We start from the raw sequence: 26594 nt of genomic DNA, 5'->3' as shown, positions 1-26594 counted from the left end.
TGCGGCAAAAAACTCTCACTACATGGTCCGTCAAATTCTCACGTCGCGGACACAGATATTGACTCACTCGCAGTGCAGCGTTCCAGAAAAGCGGAGTCGTCAGCCGCAACCAGGGCCGTCGAGGGCGCTGTGGCGTGTACGGCTGTCCGCAGGATCGCGTTGAACAGCGGCCAAGAGCGGCCAACAACATGAGGCGGGCCTGCGCTGATCGCCGCGTCCGGAGCAGTACTCGAGCGTTCGATCACCCCTGCCGTGGTGCGGGTGCAACTCTGGGACAGCAATCCCGCTGTGCCAGAGTTGCAGGCGCTGGATCCGGAACGCATCGGCCAGCACGGCCTGGAGATCGTCAGAGCACTCGCCCAAACCGTCCTCGTCGAGCGGACCCCCTCGGCAAGCGCATCACCGCGGACATCGCCCTCTCCCGGCCACCGCATAGCCGGTCCCGTCTCGCCTGTTCGAGTAGCTCATGGCGACGGCCGCCGGTCGGCCGGCGGCCGTGTGCCTCGCGTGACGTGGCCCCCGTACCGTCCGCATCGAGCACTCCCCCGCAGGCAGACCCGGAAGCATGAAACCCGGGTATCGAAGCTGCCCGCCAGGGACGCACCGGGCCTTCCGGCCTCTGCGGGAGTCAGGCGGGCCCGGCGCTCATGCAACGCCGCAGGCTCGCTCTGCTGCGGGAAGCAGCCTCAACCACCACACCCGAACGGCACAGGGAGACTGCGCTCCCAACCTAGCCCCTCCCAGCCGCTACCGACCCCCGTACGGGAGAACTGCTACGGCCCGGCGCGGGCGCAGCCCCACTCCACACGCCGACCGGTGTCACTGGTACACGGCGTTCTGTAGGAAGCATCGGTGGGCGTGGTGGTCTGCCGCGCGGTGACCAGAATTCCGGGCCGTTTCCGTGCCCGCAAGCTGAGCAATCGGGCCTGTACAGGGTGGTCCGGAGGGCAAAAAGAGAGCTGCCCGGGCGAACGAAACGCGGCCGCGCCTATTCGCCGTTCTCCCCAAAGCCCGCAAAGATGCGGTGCCGTGGACATTCTGCTCGTCGCCAGCGCATTCAACAGCCTTTCCCAGCGCCTGTACGCCGAACTGTCGGTCCACGGACACCGTGTGGAGGTCGTGCTCGCCGCTCATGGCCCTGACCCGATCCGGGCTGCTGTACGCGAGTTGCGGCCCGCGCTGGTCGTCGCGCCGATGCTCAGGGTGGCGCTGCCCGAGGACGTGTGGCGGGAGCACACGTGCTTGATCGTGCACCCGGGTCCGCCCGGCGACCGGGGACCGTCCGCTCTGGACTGGGCCATCGACGCACGGACACCCCACTGGGGTGTGACTGTGCTGCAGGCGGAGGCAGCGATGGACGCCGGCGCGATCTGGGCGGCCGAGCCGTTCCTCGTGCCGCCCGTCGGCAAGAGCGACCTGTACCGGGGCGAGGTCGCTGACGCCGCAGTGAGCGCAGTCCTTGCGGCGGTACGACGCTTCGCGGACGGCACGCACAAGCCCTTGCCGCAGACAGACGCGTCGGTGACGGTTGTCTGGCGCGACGCCTTCCGGCAGGAGCGGCGCCGCATCGACTGGCACCGTGATGACACCGAGACGGTGCTGCACAAGCTTCGCGCCGCCGATTCGCAGCCGGGCGTGCTGGATGAACTCCTCGGCCGGGAGGTGTTCCTTCACGGCGGCCATCCAGAAGACCAGCTGCGCGGTCACCCCGGCGAACTCCTCGCCCAGCGCGCGGGTGCCGTCTGCCGGGCTACCAGGGACGGCGCGATCTGGATCCCGGAGCTTCGGCCCCGCAAGAACTCTGGCGATCCCGCTCCCTTCCGGCGTCCGGCCACCTCTGTTGTCGCGGCCTTCACCGGACGAAACAGGGCGGCCCTGCCGGAGGCCCGCCTCCCCTTCGATGTGCCGGCGAACCGGCGTACCTGGAGCGACATCCGTTACCGCCAGCACGGCGATGTCGGATTCCTGAGCTTCTCCTTTCCCGGCGGGGCGATGAGCACCCGGCAGTGCCGCCGGCTGCTCGCCGCCTACCGGTTCGCGCTCTCCCGCCCCGCCCGCGTCCTCGTCCTGGGCGGCACGCGCGACTTCTTCTCCAACGGGATCCACCTGAACGTCATCGAAGCAGCTCCCGATCCCGGCCGGGAGTCCTGGGCCAACCTCAACGCCATGGACGACCTCGTCGAGGAGATCCTGCTCACCGCCGACCGGCTCGTGGTCGCCGCTCTCGGCGGGAACGCCGCCGCCGGCGGCGTCATGCTCGCCCTCGCCGCCGACGAGGTCTGGTGCCGCACCGGCGCCGTCCTCAACCCGCACTACCGGCGCATGGGTCTGTACGGCTCCGAGTACTGGACGTACACCCTGCCCCGGCGCGTCGGCCCCGAACAGGCAGAGCGACTGACAAACGAGGCCCTGCCGGTCAGCGCGGCTCACGCCGAACGGATCGGTCTCGTGGACCGGCTGGTACCGGCCGCACCGCAGGACTTCGCCGCCGAGACCGGGGAGCTGGCCTGCGAAATCGCCGCCGACCCCGGCCTGGACCGGCGCATCGCCGCCAAGGCCGACGCCCACGCCGCGAAGGAACGCACACGTTCCCTCGCAAGCCACCGAAGTGCCGAACTCGCCCACATGCGCGCCATCTTCTTCGACCCTCGCGCCCCTTACCACGCCTTGCGCTCCGCCTTCGTTCGCAAGACCCCGAGCCCTTCTCCCTTCCCGCTCACCCAACCCACCGACCCCGGACGGCACCACGTCCACTGACGGACGCCCCTATGACGAGGAGGCGCTGGACGCCGTCCTGACCAGGCTGAAGACCTCTCGGGCGGCATATCGCTCGAGGCATCGAATGATCTCACGCCGGGTCTTCCCCTCCTGGGCGCGGCGTTCGCAGTCGCCCGAGTGCGTGGGTCCTGGCGCAGCCGGGTGAACACGATGCGGTGCAGAACGGCGTTCGCCTGCTGGTCGCCGCCGTGGTTGAGCCGGCGCGCGGTCCGCCGTCCCGAGGAGTACTCGATGGGACTGACTCCGCAAAGGGCAGCGAAGGACGTCTTGTTCAGCCGCTCGGGGTTGTCTCCCATGGTGATCAGGAGCGTGACGGCGCTGTCGGGGCCCATACTCACTGGTATGAGCAGCTGCGGGGCTTGGCGCTCGACGAGCCGGGTCAGGCGCTGATTCAGCTCATCGATCTGCCCGGTGAACAGCACGGGCGGCTGCCTCCGCGTCAGCCGCGTCGCTCTTGCCCGACCGACGGCGCGCGGCACGGTCGGGCCGGTTGACCTCGATCACCTGCAGGTTCTCGGCGTCAAGGTAACGGCACAGGGCCGTGCCGTAGGAACCAGTGCCTTCCACGCCGGCTCGGCAAACCGCGCCGAAGGAACGAGCCCAGTCCAGCGGTTCACGGTAACCGGCTGCAGTGGCCTGGAAGGGGCACGTCCCCAGCAATCCTCCCAACTGGGTGACCGCCACCGCGACGTGCACGTCTTCGTGGGTACGACAGCCAAGAAGGCCAGCCAGCCAGCCGGCGCCGTCCTCGCAGGTGGCGACGTCGATGCCGAGGATCTCGCGGTCGCCGTCGGCGTTGACGCCGACAGCGATCAGCGCGTGGACGTTGATGATGCGGATGCCCTCGCGGACCTTCTGGGTGAACGCGTCCACCCGGACGAACGTGTAGGGCCCTCGGTCCATCGGCCGGTCGCGGAACGCGGCGACCTGCTCGTCCAGGTGCTAGGCCATCGCGCTGACCTGCGACTACGACAGCTGGGTCCCCCGAGGGACGCGGCGAGTTCCTCGACCCGGCGCGTGCTCACGCCCAGCAGGTAGGCGGTGGCGACCACCGATATCTGGGCCTGCTCGGCCCGTCCGCGGCGCTCCAGCAGCCAGTGCGGGAAGTAGCTCCCCGACCTCAGCCTCGGGACGGCGCGTTCGCCTTCACTGGCGCAGGAGATCAGCGACATCCAGCAGTAGATCGACACGGGCGAGAATCTTCGCAGGATCGACCTTCCCCTCCCACGCCGTCATGAGAAACGGCCCCCTGACGCTCCAGAGCGGAACATGCCCCGCCAGATGCGCCTCGATGAGTTGACGCGTGAACAGTCGGCGGCCCTGCACCGCGTCATCGCCACGGATCCGGAAATCCCGATCGAAGGCAGCGTGACCCACCGCAGCAGGATCCCTCAAGCCCAGCGAGCGAGCCAGCCGTGAACCGCCACCCCGCCTTTCCACCCGCACATGCATGTACGAGGTGGGAAGCCGGACCACAGCCACCATCCGATCGTGAGTCTCAGTCTCGGATTCCCACTCGCCGCGCGTATAGGTCGAACGTCGGGTCTTAAACCACCAGTGCGCGACCAACACTCGGCGACCGCGCCGCGCACCCTCGAGTTGGAACTTCACTCCATGAACGAAGCCCTGATCTAGCTGCTTCGTCCACGGACCCCCACCGCCGTTCTGGTAAGCCCATCCCTGTCCGGCCGCCCAGTCGGCAACGCGCTGACGGTAACGCCCGTCCGCAGCAATCCCTACGACAATGGCCACCATCACTAGGCCGACCACTCCCACCACTATGACAGTGCCCAGGCCTCCCCCCGAAAGGTCCACAAATCCCCCGATCCCCAGCCCCACAACCATCGTGGCCGCCGCACACAGGCGTGTCCAGCTATCAGAAGCGCTCGCCCCGCGTCACCAGCGACATACCCACGGCGTTCACACGGCCAGATCTCCAGCCCCGCACGCAGGGCCACCGTCTCCACGGACAGTGCGGGCGGGTGAACTTCTGCTGTGCGCCGAGTGCTTGGCAGGCGGCCTGGAAGTCGTGCGACAGCCGGTAGTTCTTGGCGTTGTCGGTCATGACCCGCTCGATGCGGGTGATGCCGTGGGCGTGGAAGAACGCGGCCGCGCGGGTGAGGAAGTTCGCGCAGGTGGTGCCTTTCTCGTCGGGGAGGATCTCGGCGTAGGCGAGGCGAGAGTGGTCGTCGACGGCTGCGTGGACGTAGTCGTAGCCGAGGCCCCCCGCAGCGATGCGGGTCGTTCGCCGTGGCCGTGGCGCGGTGACCGCCACCGGCAGGGATCTTTCCGAGCTTCTTGACGTCGAGGTGGATCATGTCGCCGGGCCGGTTGTGCCCGTAGCGGCGGCCGCTGGCCCTGGTGGCCCGGATGACCTGTCCGGTCAGGGGATCGCAGGCGGCGAGCGGTGGCATCCGGTGGCGTTGGAGGATCCGGCTGATCGTCCGGGCGGGGACTCCGGTGTGCTCGGCCAGGGCGTCGGGTCCGGTTCGCAGGGTGCGGCGGGCCTTGAGCACTCGGCGTTCGACGGCTGCGGGTGCGCGGGTGGGACGACACCACGGACGTCAAATGAGTCGTCGTCGAACCACTGCTGCCAATCCGGCGTGCGAGTTACCTGCGAGTGGGCGCCCGGAGAAGCATCCGCGCCGCAAGCCTTCAGCCGCGGGAGCGCAAAATGCGGCGCATCCGGTCGGCCCGGTCCAGGAGGTGCGTGCGGACGACCGGGACAACCTGCGCCGCCAGGTCTTCCGCTCGCTTCAGGTAGGCCAGGTCGATACCGAAGAGCGGGAAGAGAGTCTTGGTGTAAGTCGTCGCCGGCATGGTTCCGCTGCGGTGGATGGTTGACACGAGATCGAGGTACGCCTCCGCGTGGGGCCTCAGCAAGTCGTCCTGACCGGCGCTCCAGAACAGCGCCGCAACTGAGTGGACCGAAGCGAGAGGCACCGCGCGGTCCGTCACCAGCGTCTGCCACACCGCGTTCTTCTCTGCCGCGTCCGGGGTCGCAGCGCGGACCTGGAGCCTGCTGACCCATGCGTCGGGGTCCGGGTCGCGGTCGAGCAGAGCCTGTGCCTCGGCGGCGGTCGGGCTTCCGAGCTGAGCCTTGCGAACCAGTGCTCGCCACTGGAGATCGATGTCCTCCCCGGCCTCGATCTGGAGCCAGGCCACCTCCTCCGGTTCGGCCGCCGTGCGAGCGAAGCCGCGCAACGCCGCTTTGCGGTAGGCACCGACGCCGGAGAGACTACGGCACGCCGCGGTCACTGCTCGCAGCAATTCGTCCCGCTCCGACTTTGGGCTCCACAGATCTGCGGCCTCGACAGCCAGGTTGAGATACGGCTCGATCACCGACGCGGAGGTCTCGACAGCCAGCACTCCGGTCAGGCACCGCACAGCTTCGGCGGCTGCCGCTTCGCCGTTGATCAGCATGTCCCAGGCCGTGGTGACGGCGACACCCCGCGCGGTCGCAGTGGGCAGGCGGGCGGCGTTGCCGAAGAACGCGTCTCTGGTCGTGGCGTCAGGTCTCGTCGAGGCGAAGGTCAGGTCTTCATCGTTGACCAGATACAGGTCGGCTCCTGCTGGTAGGTCGAGCCGGGTCCGTCCGCCGGCTACCTCGACTTCGACGAGTGCCATCCGCTCAAGGTGGTCCCCTGAACGCTCGTAGGCGCCGACGGCAAGCACTTGCGGGCGCGGCCGGCCACCCGCACCATGAGCGACCAGGGCAAACCCATCTCTGTCGTGGTCGAGAGTGAGCCGGTCGGTGCCCGCTGTTTCCAGCCATCCCGCGCGCCACTGGTCCAGGTCACGCCCGCTGGCGTCGGCGACCGCGTCGATCAGGTCCTCCAGCGTGGTGTTGCCCCAGGCATGCGTGGCGAAGTAGCTGGTGAGACCCGCGGAGAAGTTTGCCTCGCCGACGTACGTCATCAACTGGTGCAGTACGGAAGCGCCCTTGGAGTAGGTGATGGCGTCGAAAGTCGCTTCGGCCTCGGAGACGTTGCGGACCTGCTGGCGGATCGGGTGCGTCGTCGGTCCCTGGTCCATGAAATAGGCTTTGAGTTTCTCGCCGGCCAGATGTGCCGTCCAGGCATCGGTGTACGACGTCGCGCTCACCGCGGCCCAGTTGCTCGCGAACTCCGCGAACGCCTCGTTCAGCCACAGGTCGTCCCACCAGCGCATCGTGACGATGTTGCCGAACCACATGTGCGCGAGCTCGTGCAACAGGTACCGCGAGAAGATGTCCCACTCCGCTCTGGTCGGCGTGCTCCTGCGCAGGAACCAATCCATCCAGGTGACGCAGCCGAAGTTCTCCAACGCGCCGGGGAACTCGGGCGTGAAGACCTGGTCGTACTTGTGCTGCGGAAACGGCATGCCGAACTTGTCGGCGAAGAACTCGAGCCCCTGGGTGGTCAGGGTGAACAGCTCGTCGGCGTCCCGGTCCAAGATGGAGGCCAGCGACTGTCGGGCGAAGAGGCCGAGATCATGACCAGCTCCGCGACGGCGCAATTCGTAGTACGGGCCCGCGTTGATCACCGTGTTGTACGTCGCCAGCGGTGGCGTCGGCGGGAAGGTCCAGCGTCGCAGGGAGCCGAGGTGTTCGATCTGCGGGTCACCGCTGTTGCTCAACACCCGCCAGCCGGCAGGAGCGGTCACGGTGAACGCCCACGGCGCCTTGAGGTCCGGCTGATCGAAGCAGGCCAACACGTACCGGGCGTAGTCGGGACTGAAGTCGGTGTAGACATACGTCTCGCCGTCGGCGGGATCGACCGCCTTGTGCACGCCCCGGCCATCGGCCGAGCACTCCGTCACCGAGACCACCGTGAGGACGTTGCGCTCGGCAAGATCGGTCAGCGCGATCCGGCCCTCAGCAGCCGACCGCAGCCCGACCCCGTTGAGCGTGACGCTCTCAACCGCCGCCGCACAATCGACAAAGGTCTCGGCCCCGGGCCGGTGACACGTAAAGGTGATCGTCGATTCGCACCGGACCCGCGAGCCGGTCATCAGATCCGAAAGGTCGACGGCAACGTCGTACCGCTCGACCGTCAGCAGCCTCGCGCGCCCCTCTGCCTCCGTTTGGGTCAGACTCCTGCCGCTCATCGTTTTCCCTCTCGGAGATTCGTTCATTCGCTGCGGACCACCCGCTCAGCAGCAAGAGGCCCACGTGAATCGGGTTTGTCCATCGCGTCGCCCATCGGCTGATCGGCGGCTTCCTCCCAGACCTGGAGGACAGAGCACCCAGAAATGATAAATGATCACATCTCTGCTGCATGGAGTAGCTCCTACACGGCAGCTGTAGATCGTGATCTGGGTGGCTCCGGTGCTGTTCGGTCGAGGTGCCGCAGTCCGCTGGGCTGTGGGTGGCCGCCGTGATCATGACGAGGTGTGAAGAACGATCACGACACGGCGGCTTGGCCACGATGGCACCCAGGCGGCTGCGGGACCGGACGGAGAAGCTGATGGGCCGGTTGACCGGCTGCTTCCCCCGGCGAGACACCCGCTCACCCTTTTGCGAGTCGACCGAGGGTCTGCTGATGAAACTCGAGGACGTGAACTGCCGGACCCTCGCGAAGGCCGTCGGTCACCGCGGGCCGCACCGGCTCAAGCACTTGCTCTCCCGCGCGTCCCGGGACGACCGGCAGGTCCTGGACCGGGCCGCCGCCTGGGCAGTGGAGCCACCGGACGACGGCGAGGGGATCCTGATCGCGGACGAGAGCGGGGACGAGAAGTCCTCCACCGACTCGGTCGGCACCGGCCCGCAGTACCCCGGCTCCCCCGGCGGGGACGGCGTCTGCCCGGTCGCAGTCCACCTCTCCTTCACCAGCAGTCTCGGACACCTGGTCATCGACCGCGCCCTGCACCTGCCCGGGGACCGGACCGCGGACGAGGAGCGCCGCGAACTGACCTGCGGGCCCGAGGAGATGGGCTTCGCCTCGAAGCCCGCCTTGGCCGCCTTGGCCGCCTTGGCCGCCTTGGCCGCCGCGGCCGCCGCGGCCGCCGCGGCCGCCGCGGCCGCCGCGATGCTCACCCCGGCGGTGGCCGAGAACCAGGTAAGGGCCGGCTTCTTCGCGGCCGACGAGGTCTCCGGAAGCCGCACCCTGCGACGCACCTGCCACGCTCTCGGGCTCGAGTACGCGATCACGGTCCGCGCCAATCAAACAGGTCACCACGCCGGGCGGGGCCATGAAACTGCACCGAAACCCTGAACGTGAGCAAGTCGATTGCTGATGCCGTGAGTTCTGCGTCGACGTCGGGGAGCAGCCTTCCATCGGAATCTGGACCACACTGCCGGACAATGCGCCCGGTGAACCGACCGCAGCCGCCTGCGCGCCGCTGTCGGCCGACACCGCCGCCGCTCCAACGAGCACCACCACTCCCGCAGCGGCCACCAGACCTGCACTCCGCATCACTTGAGACCGCAAATACGTCATGTTCACGTCCCTTCCTCCTCGTTGCGGCGCAGTCGCCGCCGGCCGGCCGCGTGCCGAGTCCAGGCGCCGGTGATCCGCTGCCACCAGGCGCGCGGACTGCTCAGGACGGCCTGAATCACCCGGTCGCGCTGCATTGCGACACCGGCGACGCCTTCGAGCTGCGTCGCTCATCGCTGGCAAGGCGCCTCAACTCCAGGAGCGTCCGCGGGGACTCCGGCCGCTTCCAGGACGGCTTCGGCGCCGGCCCGGCCGCCGATGGCCTTGGCGTGCTGGAATGCTTCGGAGATCAGGAGCAGCAGGCGCGCATCGAGCGCTCGCCGAACAGGCGACGGTGCCGGAGTTGGAGCGGGATCACGGTGAAGCCCTCACCCTCCAAGGTTTTGATCAGGCCGGTGCAGTCGGCGTTGACCGCACCCGCGGTTCGTCCAGCAACAGCCGTTGCCGGCTTCGAGGTACATGACGACCGCCACGGCGCAGGCGACGCTGAGGTTGGAGCGCTCCAGCCAGCGGCGGCAGCAGCAGCCCAGGTTGTGCACCAGGGGGGCGGCAGCTCAGCCCGTCCCTGCGCCGGCATCGAGGACAGCTCGGCGGGCCGCCGGCATGCCGGCCGACCTGGGCGGCGCCCACGCGTCCGGGAGGCCGTCCAGCCGTCCAGGACAGTGGGCAGCGGAAGCAGTTGCAGGACACGTGATCATGTTTTTCGTGGGATGTAAGGCGCTTTGACTAGGTTCGGTCAAGGTGTGTTGAAATCCTGCACAGGCAGCGGCTGATGGGTCACACTCGGTCGCGGAAGAGGGGATCGCGTGCGGTGGCCGTTGGCCGCCGCGGCGTTCCGAGGTGCCGCACTGTCCTGGGGAGGGCGGTGGGCTGATCGGTGGGGGATGTGTGTCGCAGTCGCTTCCAGGGCAGCGGCCTGCCCGCGGGCGGGCGGTCGGCGGGCACGGAGGACTGCCGGTGGTGGTGATCGGCGCTGGCCCTTATGGGTTGTCGGTGGCCGCTCATCTGCGGGCCGCCGGCGTTCCGGTGCGGATATTCGGGGAGGTGATGGGCAGTTGGCGGCACGCGATGGCCACGGGGATGTACCTGAAGTCGACCCCGGACGCCGTCGACCTGTCTGCACCCGAGCCGGGCGGACGGCTGGCAGACTTCCGCAGGGCGCACGGTGAGTCGGAGCTGACGGAACTGACACCGATCCCGTGCGACGTGTTCGTGCGCTACGGACAGTGGTTCCAGAAGCAGTACGTCGGTGACGTTGAAGCAGCCAGGGTCGCCAGCGTCGACCGCGGTCCAAGCACTTCCGGGTTCGTCGTGGGACTCGACGACGGACGACAGCTGACAGCGGCGGCCGTCGTGATGGCGACCGGATTGAACGGACTGGCGCACATACCGAAGGACCTGGCGCGCCTCTCGCCCGAAGGGCCGGGAGCCGGGGCCCTGGTGTCGCACACCAGCCACCACAGCGACCTGTCGCGGTATGCCGGACAGCGGATTGCGGTCATCGGGGGAGGTCAGTCCGCGCTGGAGAGCGCCGCTCTGCTACACGAGGCCGGAGCCCACGTCCAGGTGCTGGTGCGGGGGCGGCGCGTTCTGTGGGGCACGGTTCCGCAGCCGAGCCGGCCGTGGCCGCGGCGGCTCGCGCAGCCCTCTTCGCCCCTGGGGACGGGCTGGACTCTCGCCGCGGTCTGCCGGGCACCCGGCTGGGTGCTGCGGCTTCCTGCTGCCGCCCGGCTGCTGCTGTTCCGCCGGGCGCTGGGACCCTCGGGCGGCTGGTGGCTGCGCCATCGGGTCGAGGATGTCGTGCCAGTGCGCACCTCGTGCCGCGTCATCCGCGCCGAGACATCAGGCTCCACGGCCCGGCTGGACCTCACCGGGCCGGGCGGTTCGGAGAGTCTGGCCGTCGACCATGTGCTGGCCGCCACCGGCTACCGCCTCGACATCGACGTGCTTGCCTTTCTCGCCCCGGCACTGCGGCGCGGCATCGTCCGCGTGCCCGGCTCCAAGGCCCCTCAGCTGACCGGTATGTTCGAATCATCCATGCCTGGCCTGTACTTCACTGGTTCGATGGCCGCCCCGATGTTCGGCCCTATGATGCGCTTCGTCGCCGGAACGGAGTACGCCGCCGCTCGCATTGCCCGCGATGCCGCTCGATGGGTCGTCGCTCACTGAACCTGGCGCGCACGTGCATCCACGTTCCATGAACGTGGACCGGTCGCGAAGGTGCTCGGTGCTCACGGCTTGGCGCATGGAAGGAACGGCTGCCGCGTGATCGGCGAGCACGGCGGCAGTCCTCCTTGTGCTGCCGCCTTGACCGGTGGCACAGCTAATAGCGTTCAGGGGATGATCTTGGTGGGGATCCTGATGGAGCTCGGGGTGCTCGGAACGCCGGAGTCGCCGGCTCGTTGGGTACTTGGGGGCCCTGATCGCCCGGGAACGTGATCCAGGCGACGCCCGGCCAGCCGGAGTCGGGCCTGCGGGTTCTACGCTGAACCGGGCCGATCTGGCAGTGCTCCGGGCCGCCGTGACAGCTTTCGTTCGTCCGGGCACGAGTGCGCTCGGCCGTGGGAGAGCGGAGCAGTGAGAGGATTCGAGAGTGACGGCAAGAACCAGTGATATCGAGAAGGCGGCCGGTGTGCTGCGCGCCGGAGGGCTGGTGGCCTTCCCGACCGAGACCGTCTACGGTCTGGGCGCGAACGCCGAGGATCCCGCCGCCGTCGCGCGTATCTTTCAGGTCAAGGGGCGTCCGCCCTCCCACCCGCTGATCGTCCACCTTGGCGGCGCGGAACTGCTGGACGACTGGGTCGAGGACGTGTCGGCGACGGCGCGCCTGTTGGCCGAACGCTTCTGGCCGGGGCCACTCACACTGGTCCTGCGGCGCGGTCGCCGGGTTCCCCTCGAAGCGACGGGTGGCCTTGAGACGGTGGCTGTGCGTGTGCCCGACCACCCTGTCGCCCTCGCATTGCTGGCGGCCTTCGGCGGTGGTGTCACGGCCCCGTCCGCCAACCGCTTCGGCTCAGTCAGCCCCACTACCGCAAACCACGTCCGTGCGGAGTTCGGTGATGCCGTCGACTTCGTGCTGGACGGCGGCCCCTGCGAGGTCGGCGTCGAGTCTACGATCGTCGACGCCACCGGCGAGATCCCGAGCATCCTGCGGCCCGGCGGGGTGACGCGCGAGGACCTCGAAGCGGTGCTGGGGTGCCCGCTCGCGGTCCACTCGACGAGCCGCGTTCGGGTGCCGGGGCAGCATCCGTCCCACTATGCGCCGAGGGCGCGGGTCGTCCTTGTCGAGCCCGAGAAGGTCGTCGCCGAAGCGGAGCTTGCGCAGGAGCTGGGGCATCAGGTGGGCGTCTTTCTTCCCCCCTCCTTCGCCGACACTCCGGTGAAGGCACACGTCGTGGTGGCGGTGCCGGGTTCGATGGCCGCCTACGCGCGCGGCCTGTACGGGTTTCTGCGGGAACTCGACCAGCAAGGGTGCGACCTCATCGTCGCGTCCTTGCCGGTGGAGGATGGCTTGGGACTGGCGGTCGCCAACCGGCTCCGCCGCGCCGCAGGGCCCCGGCTCACCGCGTGACCAGCACCGACGCTGTGCCGTCAAAGCTCCCGGACACGCATGCCGGGTGGATTCTTGACTGCTCCTCTCCCTGAAGGGAGGGGATTCCTGGCTCAGGCTGCCTTCCGGAGCGGCGCTCCGGAAGGTCTTCCGCCATCAACGCCAGCCGGGCTCAGACCTGCCCGGATAAGCATCACGCGTGCGGAGTTCTTGTCCCTCGGGGACACAGTTCCGCACACGGTGCAGGTGTAGATTCTCTCGCCGAGCGGCAGCTGGTGCTTGGTTCTCGCACCGCATGCCGCGCAGTCCATCGTGCTGTGGGCGGGATGGACGAGGTGGACGTCCCGTCCATGTTTACGGCCCATCTCGAGCAGGGCCTGTTTCGTCGCGCCGATCGCCGCGTCCGCAGCTTTCCGCGCCATCGTGGTCTTCGAGAGAAACTTCGGCTTGAAGTCCTCGACGGCGAGCGCATCATGGCCGGCGACGACGCACTTCGCCCATTTCCGGGCATGGTCCTGCCGCTGCCGGGCCACCTTCTTCTGCAACTTCGCGGCCTGGGCTTTCGCCACGCGGTAACCGCGGGACGCGGCCTGCCCCCGGGCAGGCCGCCGACGCGCCATCATCCGCTGATACCGGGCCAGGCGCTGCGCTGCCTGCTTCCCGAACTCCGGATGCGGCAGATCATGCGCGTCGCAGGTGGTGGTGGCTGTCTCCGTCACACCCCAGTCGACGCCCAGCACCTGCCCGGTCTCCGGGAGCGGCTGCAGCTGGGCCCGGACGACGAACGAGCAGTACCAGTGGCCGAGAGTGTCCTGGTAGACGCGCACACTCGAGGGGTCAAAGGGCAGGTCACGCGACCACACCACCGTCAGCACGATCCCGCCCGCGAGATGCAGACGGCCGTCCTTCAGTCGGAAGCCCCGGCGCGTGTAGTTCAGCGTCGGCCGCGCATCGCGCTTCCTCTTGTGTCTCGGCATCCCGGCTCGCCGGCGCATCGGCAGCCGGTCCTTGACGTCCTTCAACGCCTTCGCCCGGGACTTCCCGAAATCCCGGATGGTCTGTTGCTGCGGCACCGAAGAACCCTCCGCCAGCCAAGAAATACACGCTCGTGCCTGCGTCAGCATGCCGGTCCAGGGCTGCCGGCCCGCACACCTCACCACCAGCGTGGGCCTTCTTGGACCGGGCGACGCATTCATTCCATATCCAACGGCAACGCGCCCACTCGCCATTCAGAAGGTCGCGGGCGGTCGACGACACACGCAGCCGGTAGGTGTACCGGGCACTCCCGGACACCTCGGCAGCAGCCTGCGGCATCGTCATAAGAAAGATCGTATCCCAGGAAAGAGAAATGGATCACCTCAACGAGAACGTGCCAAAGCCCCGTTGAGGAAGCTGACATGCATACCGTCTCCGGTCACGAGGAATTGGCCACCCGCTGCTTGCCGACTGCCACCCGGCCTGCGCTGACGGCCAATCGCCCGGGCGGCGACTGCCCTTTCCCTGCCCTGCTCCACAGGAATACGATTCCTCCCCGACCTGAAGGCCGGAGCATCCTCGGAGAGACCGGTGACGGATTCGGCTGAGCGCCCACTGGTCTGGCCGGCCAGGCACAGCTCGTGCCGCCAGTCGTCGGTGACGACCGTTCCCCATCCCTGGCGCACCTCGCAGCCCGCGGCCCGCGCCAGGTCGGCGCGGGGGACGGTGCTGGGCGCGGGGTGGACTCCGTGAGCCATCGGGGGCCCTTCCATTCCCATTCGGGTGTCCTGCGACCGAGGCAACTCACGCCGGACAGCCACGGCCTGGGCGGTCAGGACGAGGCGGGGACCGCCGCAACGAGGCCGCGGGACGCGACGAGCTGCGTACTGCCATCAGCCAGGCGGTAGCACAGACCCACCACGGTGGCCTGCCCGGCGGCGACCTTCTCGGCGAGCACCCGGGAGCGGTCCAGCAGCAGGTCGACGGTCTGCCTTATGTGCTCGGCGAGGATCTCCTCCGGCTCGACCCGTCCGGCGGCCCGCGCCGCCAGCACGCTGGGAGTCACCCGCTCCACAACGTCCCGGACGTACCCGGCCGGCGCCATGCCGCCCTCCAGCGCTGCGCACGCCGCGCCGACCGCACCGCACGAGTCGTGACCCAGCACCACAACCAGCGGGCAGCCCAGCACGTCCACGCCGTACTCGATGCTGCCCAGCACTTCCGCACCCATGACGTGGCCTGCGGTGCGCACCACGAACAGGTCGCCCAGGCCGCGGTCGAAGATGATCTCGGCGGCCAGCCGGGAGTCGGAGCACCCGAACAGCACGGCGAAGGGCTGCTGGGCCGGTGCGATCTCGGCGCGGCGGGTGGCGTCCTGGTTCGGGTGCTCAGGGGCGCCCGCGACGAAGCGCTGGTTACCGGCCAGCAGCAGCTTGAAGGCGTCGCCGGGCGTCGGGGTCTTGATCTCAGTCATACCCGCAGCCTACGAGCCGGCACCAGCCGTCGCACCGCCTGGCCCCGCTGGAGCTCCGGGTCGGGCCACGCCGACGGCTTGGACACCGCCCCCAGGCGCCGGGCCAGGGCGGCCTCGATACGGAACCTCAGTGCCCGGCGCAGCTGCCCCGCCCTGTACGGCGACGATGCAGATCAAGTCTTGATCCAGCTTTGCGAATGGGTGACTGACTCCGTAACCGCTGATCTTCCGGATGGCATTGGTTAGCGGCAGCGGCAATTCGCAGCGATGCGTTCGGCCGCGGCTTCTGGCCGCGGACGGGCGCCCTGTCCGCCGCGGGGGACGACGGACAGGGCAGCGCAGGCCTGGACGAGCGCGCCGGGGTCGGTCAGCTGCTCATCGGCGACGACACGGCAGTGCTCCGGGTGCTCGGAGGCGTAGGCGCGCGCGTTGTCGAGCTGGTCGCCGCGGCCGACGGAGGCGGGGAGCGGCACCAGGACGGCGGGCAGATCCAGGGCGGCGAGCTCGGCCAGGGTGGTGGCCCCCGCCCGGCCGATGACGAGGTCCGCCAACGCCAGGGCGTGGGGCATGTCGTCGTGCAGGTACTCCAGCTGCCAGTACCCGGGCCGGCCCGGCGAGTTGGGGGTCGAGATTGCCCTTGCCGACGACGTGCAGCACGCTGTACCGCTCGCACAGGGCGTCCAGTTGCGCGCGGCCGGCGGTGTTGATGCGCTGCGATCCGCTGCTTCCGCAGAAGATCAGCAGCACCTGCTTGTCGGCGGGAGCGCCGAGATGCTCGCGCAGCGCTTCGGGCTTGGCATCGGCGAGGTCCGCGCGCAGCGGCAGCCCGGTCACCTGGGTCTTGTTGTACATCCAGCGCGGCATCGGGCCGGAAGCGGGGACGCTCAGGCAGATGGTGGTGGCCACGCCTGGCTGCGGGGCGCACGCGCCGGGCACACACGGGTGGCTGGCTGAACAGCAGCGGCGCATCGCAGGGGGCCGTTCGCGGGGGCCGGCTGCGACCGAACACAGCGGCTGCGGTACCTGCCGCGAGGGCCACTTCAGCGGCTTGCGCGCCGTCGAGGTCGCCCACGTATTCGAGCTGGGCAGGCAGTACGCCACCCCGGGTACCGCAGTGGGTGCAGGCGACGATGGAGCCCACCAAGATTCAAACAACGAGCCTGAAATTCAACGGGTCCGCACGGCTGCGAAATATCCGCCCCCGACAACCTGATCATCACCATGGTCGCCCCCGGCCGCTACCGGCCCGCGTGCTCAGCGAGAGGCGGACGGGCAGGCCCCGCGGGTCGGGTGTGCTCCGCTCCAGGCGCGGCACCGAGATGGCAGCCTCAATTCCGGAAGTCGTGGCCGGGGCCGTGCAATTGCCGGACGCGACCGCGCTGGACGGGGTTATGTGACCTGTGGGGGTGTCTCAGCCCCAAGGTGTCTCAGGCGGCGCAGCTCCCATAGACGAGACGTGACGGGCGTCGCGCCCACGTGGCGCAGCGGCCGCTCAGAGGTGGCCGTCCAGGAACTTCCGTACCTCGGCGATGGTCATAGGCCCCGTGCCGTGCGCCACCGCCTCTCCCTCCTTCAGCAGGACGTAGGACGGGGCTCCGGTGATCCCGTATCGCTCGGTTGCGGCTGGACAACGCGTGATGTCGGCGCGGACGGCTGTCAGGCGGCCCGTGTACTCGTCGGCGATGCCACTCACGACGAGGTCCATCACCCGGCAGGGCTCGATCGCCTTGGGCCATGTCCCGGTGAAGTAGGCGAGGACCGGAACTTCGCTCATCCCGAGGATGAAATCGAACTCCGCGTCCTCACGGGGTCGGTGAACCCGCTGCGCCATGGAAACTCCTGACCTTACGTTCCGTCATTCCATCCCCATCATCCCTCGCGCGGTGTGCCAGGCCCGCCCGGTCGGTCGTCCGGTTGACCTGTCGGAAGGCAGGCACGGGGCCGTCGCAGAACCTCGGTGGTCCCCGGCGCGAGCGGCGCGGCCCCCCGCCCCTGGTGACCCGGCCTGGCCGGCCCCGCCGGTCACCTAGCTGCAGCCCGCCGCGGCCGTGGGTCGGCTCGTGCCAGGACAGCGTCCTCCACGGTGACATGAAAGCTGTTTTCCAGGACATAGCGGCCCAGATCACCGACCAGATGCTCGATGAGCGCGTCGACGATTGGGCCGGTGCGCATCGTCCACCGGATCCAGTCGAGCCGTATCCGCCACCGCGCTTCTCAGAGACAGCGCCCTCGACGGGCTTCCCGAGGCCTTGTCTGGTCTTCACATCAGCCCCCGGTCCTCAGCTGGCTGAGACCGCTGTTCTCCAGCCCGCAGGAGCCAGCTGAAGGCACCGAGAACGAGGCACGCTTCCTGGACCGCTCGCGGACGCCAGCGTGGACGGTCGAAGTACGCGTCAGCTGACCCGAAGACCGACCGCCAGCGTCAGTTCAAGGACCCGCTGTGGCGATGCGAGATCCGGAAACAGCTCCCGCAGCTGCGACATCCGGTACCGGACCGTCTGGGGATGGACGAACAACGCCGCCGCCGCCTCGTCCCGCCTGCCCTGGTGCAACAGCCACGCCCGCAACGTCTCCTCCAGCCGCCGGGCGGTGGCGAGAGGCAAGGTCCGCAACGGTGCGAGAGCTCGGGCACGCAGGTCTGCGAACGCGTCCACGTCGGCGCTCAGCACCAGCTCGGGCAGGTGGTCCTCGGTGTCGCGGATATCAGAGGAGAGGGAGCGCGCGCGTGCGGCTCGTGCGTACGAGGCTGACGCACGAGCCCATGGCCGGGCCGGCCCGACCACGGCGGTGCGGTCGGTCAGCTGCCGCAGGAGATGTGACCGGTCGGCGTCGGGGACGAACAGCACACCGGTGGCGTCCGGCAGATCGTCGAGGACGAGGGTGCTCACGTCGAGCGTGCGGTAGGCGGGCCGGGCCTGGGCGGCGGGCAGCAGGACCGCGGTCAGTGAAACCGGAGGCTGCCACCCGGCCCGTTGAGCAGAGACCAGCAGCACGTCCGGGCTCGCGCCGGCGAGGAGGTCGCGGGCCAGGTGTTCCAGGTGGCGCTCGTGGGCCCTGCCCCGGGCGGCCAGTTCGTCGGCGTGGCCCGCGGCGCTCGCGGCGGAGAGCTCGTCGATGTAGGCGAAGGTCAGCTCGGCGAACTTGGCGACCTCGGCGGCGGGCAGACCTGCGGGTACGGCACCCGCTGCCAGGCATCGCCAGGCCACGCGGGCGCCGACGCGGTAGGCGCTGAGCAGGGCGTCCATCGAACGGCCGTCGCGCACCTCGCCGCGGCCCAGCTCGTAGGCCGCGTCACCGCCGTCGCCGCCTGTGGCGTTCCCGCTCGCGAGGTCCAGGTAGTGCCCCAGGGCGGTGCGGACGGCTCGGCGGATGGTGCCGCCCATGCGGCCCGAAAGGGCGTTGGCGTAGGGAGGGACCTCGTCGATGATCGCCTGGACGACCTCGTCGGCGGTGCTCTTCAGCGCGGCCCGAAGTGCGGTGACCGTCGTCTCGTCCAGGGCCAGTTCGCTGGCCCTCCGGATTGCATGGTTCACGTTTTTGTTCCCTGCGAACAATTCAGCCGATCAGATTCACGTCCTGCGGTCAGGACTTTACGCCCTGAGACGCAGCAAGCTGAGGCCATGACGAGCACAGCCCTCCGCAGCAGGGCGTGGAAACTGCTGGAGATGGTCACGACGCCGCTGCTGCCGTCGGACTACCTCGACCTGGTCAGCCCGCTGCGTGCGGGCGCCGACCTGCGGGGGCGCATCGAGGCCGTGCACCCCGAGACGGGTGACGCCGCGACTATCGTGATCAGGCCGGGACGGGGCTGGCGCGGCCACACGGCCGGTCAGTACGTACGGATCGGGGTCGACGTCGACGGGGTGCGCCTGTGGCGTGCCTACTCCATCACCTCGCCGACGAACCGTCAGGACGGCCGCGTCACGATCACCGTGAAGGCGATCCCGGACGGCAAGGTCAGCAACCACCTGGTCCGCAGGGCGAAACCGGGCACGCTGATCCAGCTCGACCTGCCGACCGGTGACTTCGTGCTGCCGCAGGCCAAGCCCGCCAAGGTGCTCTACCTGACGGCAGGCAGCGGCATCACGCCCGTGATAGGCATGCTGCGCGACACCGAGTTCGACGACGTCGTCATGGTCCACTGCGCGCCACAGCCGCACGACGTGATCTTCCGCAACGAACTGCACGGCCTGGTCGCGGACAAGAAGCTGCGGCTCACCGAGGTGCACACCGACACGGACGGCATGCTCGACATCGCCCGTCTCCACGAACTCGTGCCCGACTGGGCCGAACGCGAGACCTGGGCCTGCGGGCCCGCGGGCCTGCTCGACGCCGCCGAACAGCACTGGACCGAGCACAGCGTCCAAGAGCGCCTGCACACCGAACGCTTCCGCCCCAGCATCGTCGTCGCCGGCGACGGCGGCGAGGTCACGTTCAGCGCCACCGGCAAGACCGTCGACGCGGACGGCGCCACACCGCTGCTGGACATCGGCGAGGAGGCCGGCGTGCTCATGCCCTCCGGGTGCCGCATGGGCATCTGCTTCGGCTGCATCACGCCGCTCAAGGCGGGCGCCGTCCGCGACCTGCGCACCGGCGAGATCACCGAGGCCGAGCCGGGCGTCCTCATCCAGACCTGCGTGTCCGCCGCGGCGGGCCCCTGCGCCATCGAACGGTAGGAGCACCTTGACCGCCATCGACCCCACCGCCCACCTGACCGCGGAGCAGATCGAGGAGCTCGGCCGCGAGCTGGACGCGATCCGCGACGAGGTCATCGCTAGCCGCGGCGAGAAGGACGCCGCCTACATCCGCAAGGTCATCTCGGCGCAGCGCAAGCTCGAGCTGGTCAGCAGGGGCGTGCTGCTGTTCTCGTTCTTCCCGCCCGCGTGGCTGCTCGGCACCGCCGGTCTGTCCGTGGCGAAGATCATGGACAACATGGAGATCGGCCACAACATCCTGCACGGCCAGTGGGACTGGATGCGGGACCCGAAGATCCACTCCACCACGTGGGAGTGGGATCACGTCTCGCCGTCCGACCAGTGGAAGCACTCGCACAACGAACTGCACCACACGTACACCAACGTGATCGGCAAGGACAACGACCTCGGCTACGGCATCATGCGCGTCGACGAGGACCAGAAGTGGCACCCGTTCCACCTCGGCCAGCCGCTGTGGAACTTCATCAACGCCTGCTTCTTCGAGTACGGCATCGCAGCGTACGACCTGGAGCTCGGCAAGAACCTGCACAAGCGCCGCCGCAAGAACCCGGAGTTCCGCGCCAGGGCCAAGGCGGTGGGCCGCAAGATCCGCAAGCAGGTGCTCAAGGACTACGTGATCCACCCGCTGCTGTCGGGCCCGTCGTTCCTCACCACGCTCGCCGCCACGTTCACCGCGAACCTGGTCCGCAACATCTGGTCCCACTCGGTGATCATGTGCGGGCACTTCCCCGAGGGCGTGCAGGTCTTCGAACGCCGGTCGATCAAGGGCGAGACGCGCGGCCAGTGGTACCTGCGCCAGATGATGGGCTCGGCGAACATCAGCGGCAGCCGGGCCATGCACTTCATGACCGGCAACCTGTCGCACCAGATCGAGCACCACCTGTTCCCGGACCTGCCGAGCAACCGGTACGCCGAAGTCGCGGTGAAGGTGCGCGCGCTCTTCGAAAAGTACGAGCTGGAGTACGTCACCGGACCGCTGCCCAAGCAGGTGTTCTCCGCGTGGCACAAGGTCATCCGGCTCTCGCTGCCGAACAAGAAGCCCAAGGTCAAGACACCGGACCGCGAGCAGGAGCTCGTCACGGCCTGATTCCCGGTACTGGTTCAGATCTTTCGGGCACCGGCGGCACCGCCGGGTTCGGTGAGATCCGTTGCGGACGGTGGGCGGCCGCAGTATCTGACCGTACGACACGGGATCGGGCAGCCCGGTGTCCGGCTGCGCCGCCTGGACGTGCGCCAGGGCTCAGCACACAGCCCTCGGAGAGGTGCGGTTGCCTTTCCAGCTCGAAGAGGATCTCGCCCTGGGACACAGTCAGAAGCGGGGTACCGGCCGGCGCGAACATGGTCACGGGTGCACGTTGGAGGCGGTCGCCGGGGAGTTGGCCGGTGGGACGTACTTCTTGTGCGCTCATGATCGACAGCCACAGGGCGTAGTCCTGGCGCTTGCGCATCCCCGGGTGGCCGAACGGCCTCCGCGCGCCCCGGCCCAGACGACCACCGGCTTACAGTCCGCTGGCCTGCACCCCAGCCCTGCTACCCCGCAACGCGGGTGCCGGTGACCACGCCGCGGATTTGGCGATGACTCTGGTGACCGTGGGCAGCGCGGATGTTCGCGGACTCACCGCACGACTGGGGCGGGGCCTGTTGCTGCGCGGCATACGCAAGGGCTCACGAACCGACCCCTCGGCACGGTCCGTGAAGCGGCCACGGCCAAACTCGCCGAACTCAATCTGAAGCCCGCGGAGGCGACATGGCTGCGCCGTCGCGCTGGTGGCGCGTCGCCCCAGGGCTGACGCCACCGCGCCCGGCAGGGATTCCCGGTTCTGTTTCGTGCGGGCAAGCCGCTAACGTCGCGGTCATGACGGCGGACCGGATCCATGAGGACGGTATCGGCGGCGAGCCGTCGGCGATACGAGCGGAGATGCCGTGCAGCGGGTGGCGGCTCGACTGGGCAACCGGCGGCCTGATCACCCCCGTCGGGGCCGCCGGAGCGGTGGCCGGCCCGGGCGACTGGGTGCGCTCCGTGGCCACCACGGTGCTCGACGGGCGCGCGATCGCTGTGACCGGAGGCGACAACGATGACGCGCTGGTGTGGGACGTGGCGACAGGAGAGCGGATCGGCGCCCCCTTGCCCGCCCGCGGCCCGGTGTGGGCCGTGGCGACGCAGACGGTGGCCGGCCGCCCCGTAGCCGTCGTCGCCGGCCCGTCCACGCCGGTGCAAACCTGGGACCTGGCCGCCCGCCGCCCACTGGCGCGTCTCGCCGGCGGGGCGTGGTCGGTGGCGACGGCGGTGGTCGACGGCTCTCTCCTGGCCCTCGTCGGCAGGCAGAGCGCCCCGCGGCTGCTGATGTGGGACCCGGCCACGGGAGAGACGGTGGCCGATCTCGAAGGCGGCTCGGCTGCGGGAGGCGTCGGCGCCGTGGTCGCGGTGACGACGGCCGTCGTGGACGGCCAGGCCAAGGCCGTCACGCTGCACGACGACAGCAGCCTGCACCTGTGGTGTCTGACCGGGCAACGGCATCAGGGCCGCTCCGCGCCCCTGGCCGGGGGCAGCCGGCAGCGCGTGTCGCTGGCGACCGCCGTCGTGGAAGGTCACCTCCTCGCCGTCACCGGGAGCTGGGACGGGCAGGTCCGCGTGTACGACGTCACCGCCGGCGCCGAAGCAGACGGGCGGATGCCGTCGGCCGCCGACACCGGCCCGGTGTGGGCGCTCGCCACGGGCGTGGTCGAGGGCCGTCCGGTCGTCGCCGCCAGTGGCGACGACCGGACGGTACGCGTGTGGGACCTGGTCGCCCACCGCCAGGTGAGCCCGGACCTGACCTTCCCCTCGGAAGTGACCGCCCTGGCCATGGCACCCGACGGGCGGCTGACCGTGGGCTTCGGGCCCGACCTGGCGGTCTTCACCCCGCACTCGCCGGCCCGAGCAGCGACCACCCACCCGCCAGAAGGACCAGCCCCGTAGCGCCACGCAGTCGAGTACCGGAGTTCGGGATCAACCGCCCGACGAGCAGACCCGTACCACCGTCACGCCGTACGACAGGCCTGCAGGGCCGCCATGAGGCGGGCACTGCCGTAGTCGAACTCGGCGTCGGGCAGCACCGCCGCCATCCGTCGCGCGTCCTTGAGAGGGCGGTATGCGATGTAATGTCGCATCTGACGTCACCGGAACGTGTGGCATCGCCGCCCTCTCCGCTGCTCGGGAGGCTCGGCGTGCTGGAGTGCCACCCGTGAGCGACCGCCAGTCCCACAAGAGCGACTTATCCGACGAGCGCTGGGCCCTGATCGAGCCAGTGATCACCGCCTGGAAGGCCCGACACCGCTCCGTCAGCGGCCACCAAGGCAACTACGGCATGCGGGAGATCGTCAACGCCCTGCTGTACCAGTCCCGCACCGGCTGCCAGTGGGACTACCTCCCCCACGATCTGCCGCCCGCCGGCGCGGTGAAGTACTACTTCTACAAGTGTCGCGACGATGGCACCGACCAGACCATCCACGACCTGCTGCGCTGGCAGGTTCGGGAGAAGAGGGGCCGATTAGCCGACCCCAGCCTGGTGGTGCTCGACACCCAAAGCCTGCACGCCGCCGCGGAGGTACCGGCCGGCACGACCGGACGGTACGCGAACAAGAAGGTGCCAGGTCGCAAGCGGGCCCTTGCCGTCGACGTCCTCGGACTGATGATCGCGGTGGTGGTGCTCGCCGCCTCCGTCCACGACAACGCCTTCGGCACCGCCCTGCTCGACAAGGTCGCAGCGAACGCCGGCACCCTGACGAAGGCCCTGGTGGACCAGGGGTTCAAGACGACCGTCGTGGACCACGGGCGGCAGGTGGGCATCGAGGTTGAAGTCGTCGAGCGCAACCCGGCCGACGCTGGTTTCGTCCCCCAGCCCAAGCGGTGGATCGTGGAGCAGACGAACGGGATCTTGATGCTGCACCGCCGGCTGGTGCGCGACTACGAGCACCGGACCGCGTCGGCCGAGTCACGGGTGTACTGGGCGATAAGCGACCGGATGTCGAGGATGCTGACCGGCACCTCCACCCCTGCCTGGCGTGGAGCATGACCGGCGGAGAGCTGACGTTGGGGGCGGTACTGGTCCGGTTGGAGGAGCGGGAGCGGGAGATCGCCGCGCAGGCCGAGGCGGCCCGGGAGAAAATCGCGGAACTGACAGCACTGCTGGACGGGTTCGACACCGCCGCCGAGAGATCCGGATCACCCGCAAGACGCTGCTGGAGCTGCCCGATCCACCACCATCCGAGCCCCCGGCCGCGAAACTGCCGGACCATCCTGCCTATCAGCAGATCATGGCCGTATTCGCCGCGACCGATGCCCCGTTGCGGGCGCGGGCAGTATGCGAGGCGGTGGACGTGGAGATCGCGCCCAGCAACATCAACAACGTCCGCCTGAAGCTCAAGCGGCTCGCCGGGCGGGGAATCCTGGCCGAGACCGAGCAGGGGCTGTTCGCCCTGCCGCGGCCGTAACCCCCGTCGCGGACACCGGGCATCAGCTCGCGCGTAGCCCTGTGAGCAGATCCTGGTACGACTTGAACTGGAGCTGCAGGGGTGGAGCCAGGTCGCCAAAGGACTTGCTCAACGCTTGCGGCGACCGCTCCAGTTCCACGAGCACGTGCTCTGCTGTGTCGTCGCCGACAAGGTCGGGCGCCAGGGCCGCGCAGGCCCGAACGCCTGCATGCGGGGCAGTTAGCCAGGGGCGCGTGTCGCCGCCGAGGTCGCCGATGGCGATCACAATCGTCGCCAGGTCGTACGAGGAATCGGCGGCCCGGGCCATCGACGTCAACTGTTTCAGCAGCTCCGAACGTTGCGCGGAGGCCGCGGGATGCCGCGCCAGTGACCCAACTGCTGCGGCGGCGCAGGTTCTGCGCCTGGCACGTTCCGACGCGAGGTACGGCAGTGTTCGCCGCAGGAGCACGGGAACCACGTCGAAGCAGGCGAGCGCCGCCTGATCGAGGACGAGTTCACCGAGCCCCGTGCCGTCCTGCCACATCCGGGCCCTGCCATCTGCGTCGGACGACACGTACTCGACAGTCCAGGCCCGCAGCTCCGGTGTGCGGTCCTCGACCCGAGCACGGATCTCCGCAGCCCGGTCGCCGAGGTCGGCGGCGGCGCCGATCGCGTACAGATAGGCGAGCATGGCATCGGGCAGCGAGGGATCGTCGGGCCCCAGCAGCGGATTGTCCAGGAGCTCGGTGACGAGCATCGCGGTGGGGGCCGTCGCAGGCCAGGCCTTGCCCTCGCGGCGAAGCGTCTCCGACCACAGGTGTGAGTACCCGTCGACGAAAGCCTCCGCATCGTCGCCGAGGAGAGCTGCCAGACGCCGCGGCGTGTCGCCAGCGGGGCCCGAGGCATGGAACAAGCCGGACCAGTCCACGTCATCCGTACGGTCATCCACAACGGGGATGGTGCCACAACACCTCGACGGGCTCACACTGACCAGACTCACTCCGGATCGCGGGGCATGTTCACCCAGCCCGGCCCCTGACCCCTCACACGGACACCCGACCCGCCAGCCTCACTCAACCCGGTCACGAATCGGACATCAACTTTCATATCACCCTCTGACCAGCGACAGCTATCTGCATGGCAGCCGCTACTCGATTGCAGTGCTTGAATGGAGCGTAGTTCCTGGTCTGGCAAGGAGAAGCGCTGTGCCCCTGGTGTCTGTCGTGATGCCCGTGTACAACTCGGCGGCCACCCTCGGCGCGGCCGTCCGGTCGGTGCTCACCCAGACCCACAGCGACGTGGAGCTGCTGGTCACCGACGACCAGTCCTCCGATGGCTCCATGGACCTGCTCCGCGAGTTCGCCGAGCAGGACGAGCGCGTTCTGCCGAAGTCGGCACCCGAGCGGGGCGGTGCGGGCCGGGCTCGCAACCTCGCCATCGAGCGGGCCCGTGGGGACTACATCGCCTTCCTCGACAGCGACGACATGTGGTTGCCGGAGAAGACCGAGAAGCAGCTCGCCTTCGCCGCGGAAGGCGATACGCCTTTGACGTTCACCTCGTACTTCAAGATGGCCGCCGACTACGACGGCGAGAGCACCGACTGGGTTGCGAACGGGCGGGTGGTCCGTGCGCGGGAGCACGTGGACTATCGCGCGATGCTGGTCCAGGACCACATCGGTGCTCTCACCGCCATGTACGACCGCAATATCCTGGGCACGAGGCTGATGCCGGAGATGCGCAAGCGCCAGGACTACGCCCTATGGCTGTCGATCATGAGGGACGGCGCTGACGCCCGGGGCCTGGCTGAGCCGCTTGCGGTGTACAGGGCCCACCAGGCGGGATCGCTGTCCTCCAACAAGCTCTCGCTCGTGCAATACAACTGGGCCCTGTACCGCGAGCACGAGCATCTGTCGGTCCCGCGGGCGACGCGGGCACTGGCCGGCGCCGTGTGGCAGTCGCTGCGCAACTCGCGCATCTAGTGCCGCAACAGGCAACGTTGGCCCCGTCGCGACGCCCGGCACGCACTCCCGCCGCACCGGCCGAAAGCCCACGTACGCCCAGTACGAGGACTTCCGGCCGGCCCGCCGGGAGCACGCACCGGACGCCGCTCCTTCACGGGCAAACGTTGCCTGCCACGGCACTAGTAGGACTCCGTTAGGTCTGTCTTGATCTTGGTGGCCTCTTGTTGGGCAGGGGGCGGTGACAGGTGGTGCAGGTGCCGGTCCAGCAGTTCA

At 69.1% G+C, this 26594-nt stretch carries 20 protein-coding genes and 4 pseudogenes; 10 read left to right on the top strand and 14 right to left on the bottom strand.

The annotated features are described in order from the left end of the window. Nucleotides 1-1029: 1029 nt before the first annotated feature. Complete coding sequence (locus tag ACFV0T_RS34050; protein WP_385787962.1) at nt 1030-2757, top strand: enoyl-CoA hydratase-related protein; 1728 nt, start codon at nt 1030-1032, stop codon at nt 2755-2757. Here the strand turns inward: ACFV0T_RS34050 and ACFV0T_RS34045 are convergent. The 5 genes and pseudogenes from ACFV0T_RS34045 to pepN form a co-directional block, all read right to left on the bottom strand. Next, entirely contained in the window at nt 2658-3074 is a 417-nt protein-coding gene (locus tag ACFV0T_RS34045; RefSeq protein ID WP_385787959.1) for a transposase, read from the bottom strand. The genes ACFV0T_RS34050 and ACFV0T_RS34045 overlap by 100 nt on opposite strands. Before the next feature lie 100 nt (nt 3075-3174). Then, nucleotides 3175-3914, bottom strand: a pseudogene (locus ACFV0T_RS34040) (transposase); the annotation flags it as partial. Between the two features lie 10 nt (nt 3915-3924). Next, nucleotides 3925-4554, bottom strand: a complete 630-nt coding sequence (locus ACFV0T_RS34035; RefSeq protein ID WP_385787881.1) for a hypothetical protein — start codon at nt 4552-4554, stop codon at nt 3925-3927. 184 nt (nt 4555-4738) lie between these two features. After that, nucleotides 4739-5342 (bottom strand): annotated as a pseudogene (locus ACFV0T_RS34030) (DDE-type integrase/transposase/recombinase); the annotation flags it as partial. A 91-nt stretch (nt 5343-5433) separates the two neighbouring features. Beyond that, a complete protein-coding gene (gene pepN, locus ACFV0T_RS34025; protein WP_385787878.1) occupies nt 5434-7866 on the bottom strand; it encodes an aminopeptidase N in 2433 nt (810 codons plus the stop codon). 275 nt (nt 7867-8141) lie between these two features. On the opposite strand from pepN, the gene ACFV0T_RS34020 reads away from it, so the two are divergent. After that, nucleotides 8142-8972 (top strand): transposase, encoded by an 831-nt coding sequence (locus ACFV0T_RS34020; protein WP_385787876.1) that lies wholly within the window; start codon nt 8142-8144, stop codon nt 8970-8972. A 72-nt stretch (nt 8973-9044) separates the two neighbouring features. On the opposite strand, the pseudogene ACFV0T_RS34015 reads toward ACFV0T_RS34020, so the two are convergent. Continuing rightward, nucleotides 9045-9173 (bottom strand): annotated as a pseudogene (locus ACFV0T_RS34015) (chaplin); the annotation flags it as partial. Between the two features lie 191 nt (nt 9174-9364). After that, nucleotides 9365-9496 (bottom strand): hypothetical protein, encoded by a 132-nt coding sequence (locus ACFV0T_RS34010; protein WP_385787957.1) that lies wholly within the window; start codon nt 9494-9496, stop codon nt 9365-9367. A gap of 538 nt (nt 9497-10034) precedes the next feature. On the opposite strand from ACFV0T_RS34010, the gene ACFV0T_RS34005 reads away from it, so the two are divergent. Further along, nucleotides 10035-11363 (top strand): FAD-dependent oxidoreductase, encoded by a 1329-nt coding sequence (locus ACFV0T_RS34005; RefSeq protein WP_385787873.1) that lies wholly within the window; start codon nt 10035-10037, stop codon nt 11361-11363. A gap of 424 nt (nt 11364-11787) precedes the next feature. Continuing rightward, complete coding sequence (locus ACFV0T_RS34000) at nt 11788-12765, top strand: L-threonylcarbamoyladenylate synthase (protein ID WP_385787870.1); 978 nt, start codon at nt 11788-11790, stop codon at nt 12763-12765. A 92-nt stretch (nt 12766-12857) separates the two neighbouring features. Here ACFV0T_RS34000 and ACFV0T_RS33995 read toward each other — a convergent pair. From ACFV0T_RS33995 to ACFV0T_RS33975, 5 genes and pseudogenes are all read right to left on the bottom strand, one after another. Beyond that, nucleotides 12858-14058: pseudogene (locus tag ACFV0T_RS33995) on the bottom strand (RNA-guided endonuclease InsQ/TnpB family protein). 493 nt (nt 14059-14551) lie between these two features. After that, nucleotides 14552-15193 (bottom strand): carbonic anhydrase, encoded by a 642-nt coding sequence (locus ACFV0T_RS33990; RefSeq protein WP_385787867.1) that lies wholly within the window; start codon nt 15191-15193, stop codon nt 14552-14554. Nucleotides 15194-15435: 242 nt separating this feature from the next. Then, nucleotides 15436-15762: a glycosyltransferase gene (locus tag ACFV0T_RS33985; RefSeq protein ID WP_385787865.1), complete on the bottom strand. Its 327-nt coding sequence runs from the start codon at nt 15760-15762 to the stop codon at nt 15436-15438. 923 nt (nt 15763-16685) lie between these two features. After that, nucleotides 16686-17024 (bottom strand): thioredoxin family protein, encoded by a 339-nt coding sequence (locus ACFV0T_RS33980; protein WP_385787863.1) that lies wholly within the window; start codon nt 17022-17024, stop codon nt 16686-16688. 562 nt (nt 17025-17586) lie between these two features. Further along, nucleotides 17587-18726, bottom strand: a complete 1140-nt coding sequence (locus ACFV0T_RS33975) for a helix-turn-helix domain-containing protein (protein WP_385787861.1) — start codon at nt 18724-18726, stop codon at nt 17587-17589. Nucleotides 18727-18813: 87 nt separating this feature from the next. Between ACFV0T_RS33975 and ACFV0T_RS33970 the strand changes: the two genes are divergently transcribed. From ACFV0T_RS33970 to ACFV0T_RS33960, 3 genes are all read left to right on the top strand, one after another. Continuing rightward, nucleotides 18814-19869, top strand: coding sequence for a ferredoxin reductase (locus tag ACFV0T_RS33970; protein ID WP_385787858.1), 1056 nt, complete (start codon nt 18814-18816; stop codon nt 19867-19869). Nucleotides 19870-19876: 7 nt separating this feature from the next. Beyond that, nucleotides 19877-20995: a fatty acid desaturase family protein gene (locus ACFV0T_RS33965; RefSeq protein ID WP_385787855.1), complete on the top strand. Its 1119-nt coding sequence runs from the start codon at nt 19877-19879 to the stop codon at nt 20993-20995. 768 nt (nt 20996-21763) lie between these two features. Then, on the top strand, nt 21764-22867 hold the full coding sequence (locus tag ACFV0T_RS33960; protein WP_385787852.1) for a WD40 repeat domain-containing protein: 1104 nt from the start codon (nt 21764-21766) through the stop codon (nt 22865-22867). A 62-nt stretch (nt 22868-22929) separates the two neighbouring features. Here the strand turns inward: ACFV0T_RS33960 and ACFV0T_RS33955 are convergent, their stop codons facing one another. Then, a complete protein-coding gene (locus ACFV0T_RS33955; protein ID WP_385787849.1) occupies nt 22930-23058 on the bottom strand; it encodes a hypothetical protein in 129 nt (42 codons plus the stop codon). Between the two features lie 74 nt (nt 23059-23132). Between ACFV0T_RS33955 and ACFV0T_RS33950 the strand changes: the two genes are divergently transcribed. Together ACFV0T_RS33950 and ACFV0T_RS33945 are read left to right on the top strand one after the other, a co-directional pair. Continuing rightward, entirely contained in the window at nt 23133-23963 is an 831-nt protein-coding gene (locus tag ACFV0T_RS33950) for an IS5 family transposase (RefSeq protein ID WP_385787846.1), read from the top strand. 241 nt (nt 23964-24204) lie between these two features. Continuing rightward, the gene (locus ACFV0T_RS33945) at nt 24205-24381 is read left to right on the top strand and encodes a hypothetical protein (protein ID WP_385787844.1); all 177 of its coding nucleotides are present in this window, start codon (nt 24205-24207) and stop codon (nt 24379-24381) included. A gap of 22 nt (nt 24382-24403) precedes the next feature. On the opposite strand, the gene ACFV0T_RS33940 is transcribed toward ACFV0T_RS33945, so the two are convergent. Continuing rightward, nucleotides 24404-25309, bottom strand: a complete 906-nt coding sequence (locus tag ACFV0T_RS33940) for a hypothetical protein (protein ID WP_385787842.1) — start codon at nt 25307-25309, stop codon at nt 24404-24406. Between the two features lie 256 nt (nt 25310-25565). Between ACFV0T_RS33940 and ACFV0T_RS33935 the strand changes: the two genes are divergently transcribed. Further along, nucleotides 25566-26339, top strand: a complete 774-nt coding sequence (locus ACFV0T_RS33935) for a glycosyltransferase family 2 protein (protein WP_385787840.1) — start codon at nt 25566-25568, stop codon at nt 26337-26339. The last annotated feature ends 255 nt before the right edge of the window (nt 26340-26594 follow it).

This window comes from Streptomyces sp. NPDC059582 (assembly GCF_042735715.1).
Lineage (GTDB): Bacteria > Actinomycetota > Actinomycetes > Streptomycetales > Streptomycetaceae > Streptomyces.
Note: the sequence above shows the minus strand (reverse complement) of the source record. Positions and strands in the feature narration are given on the sequence as shown.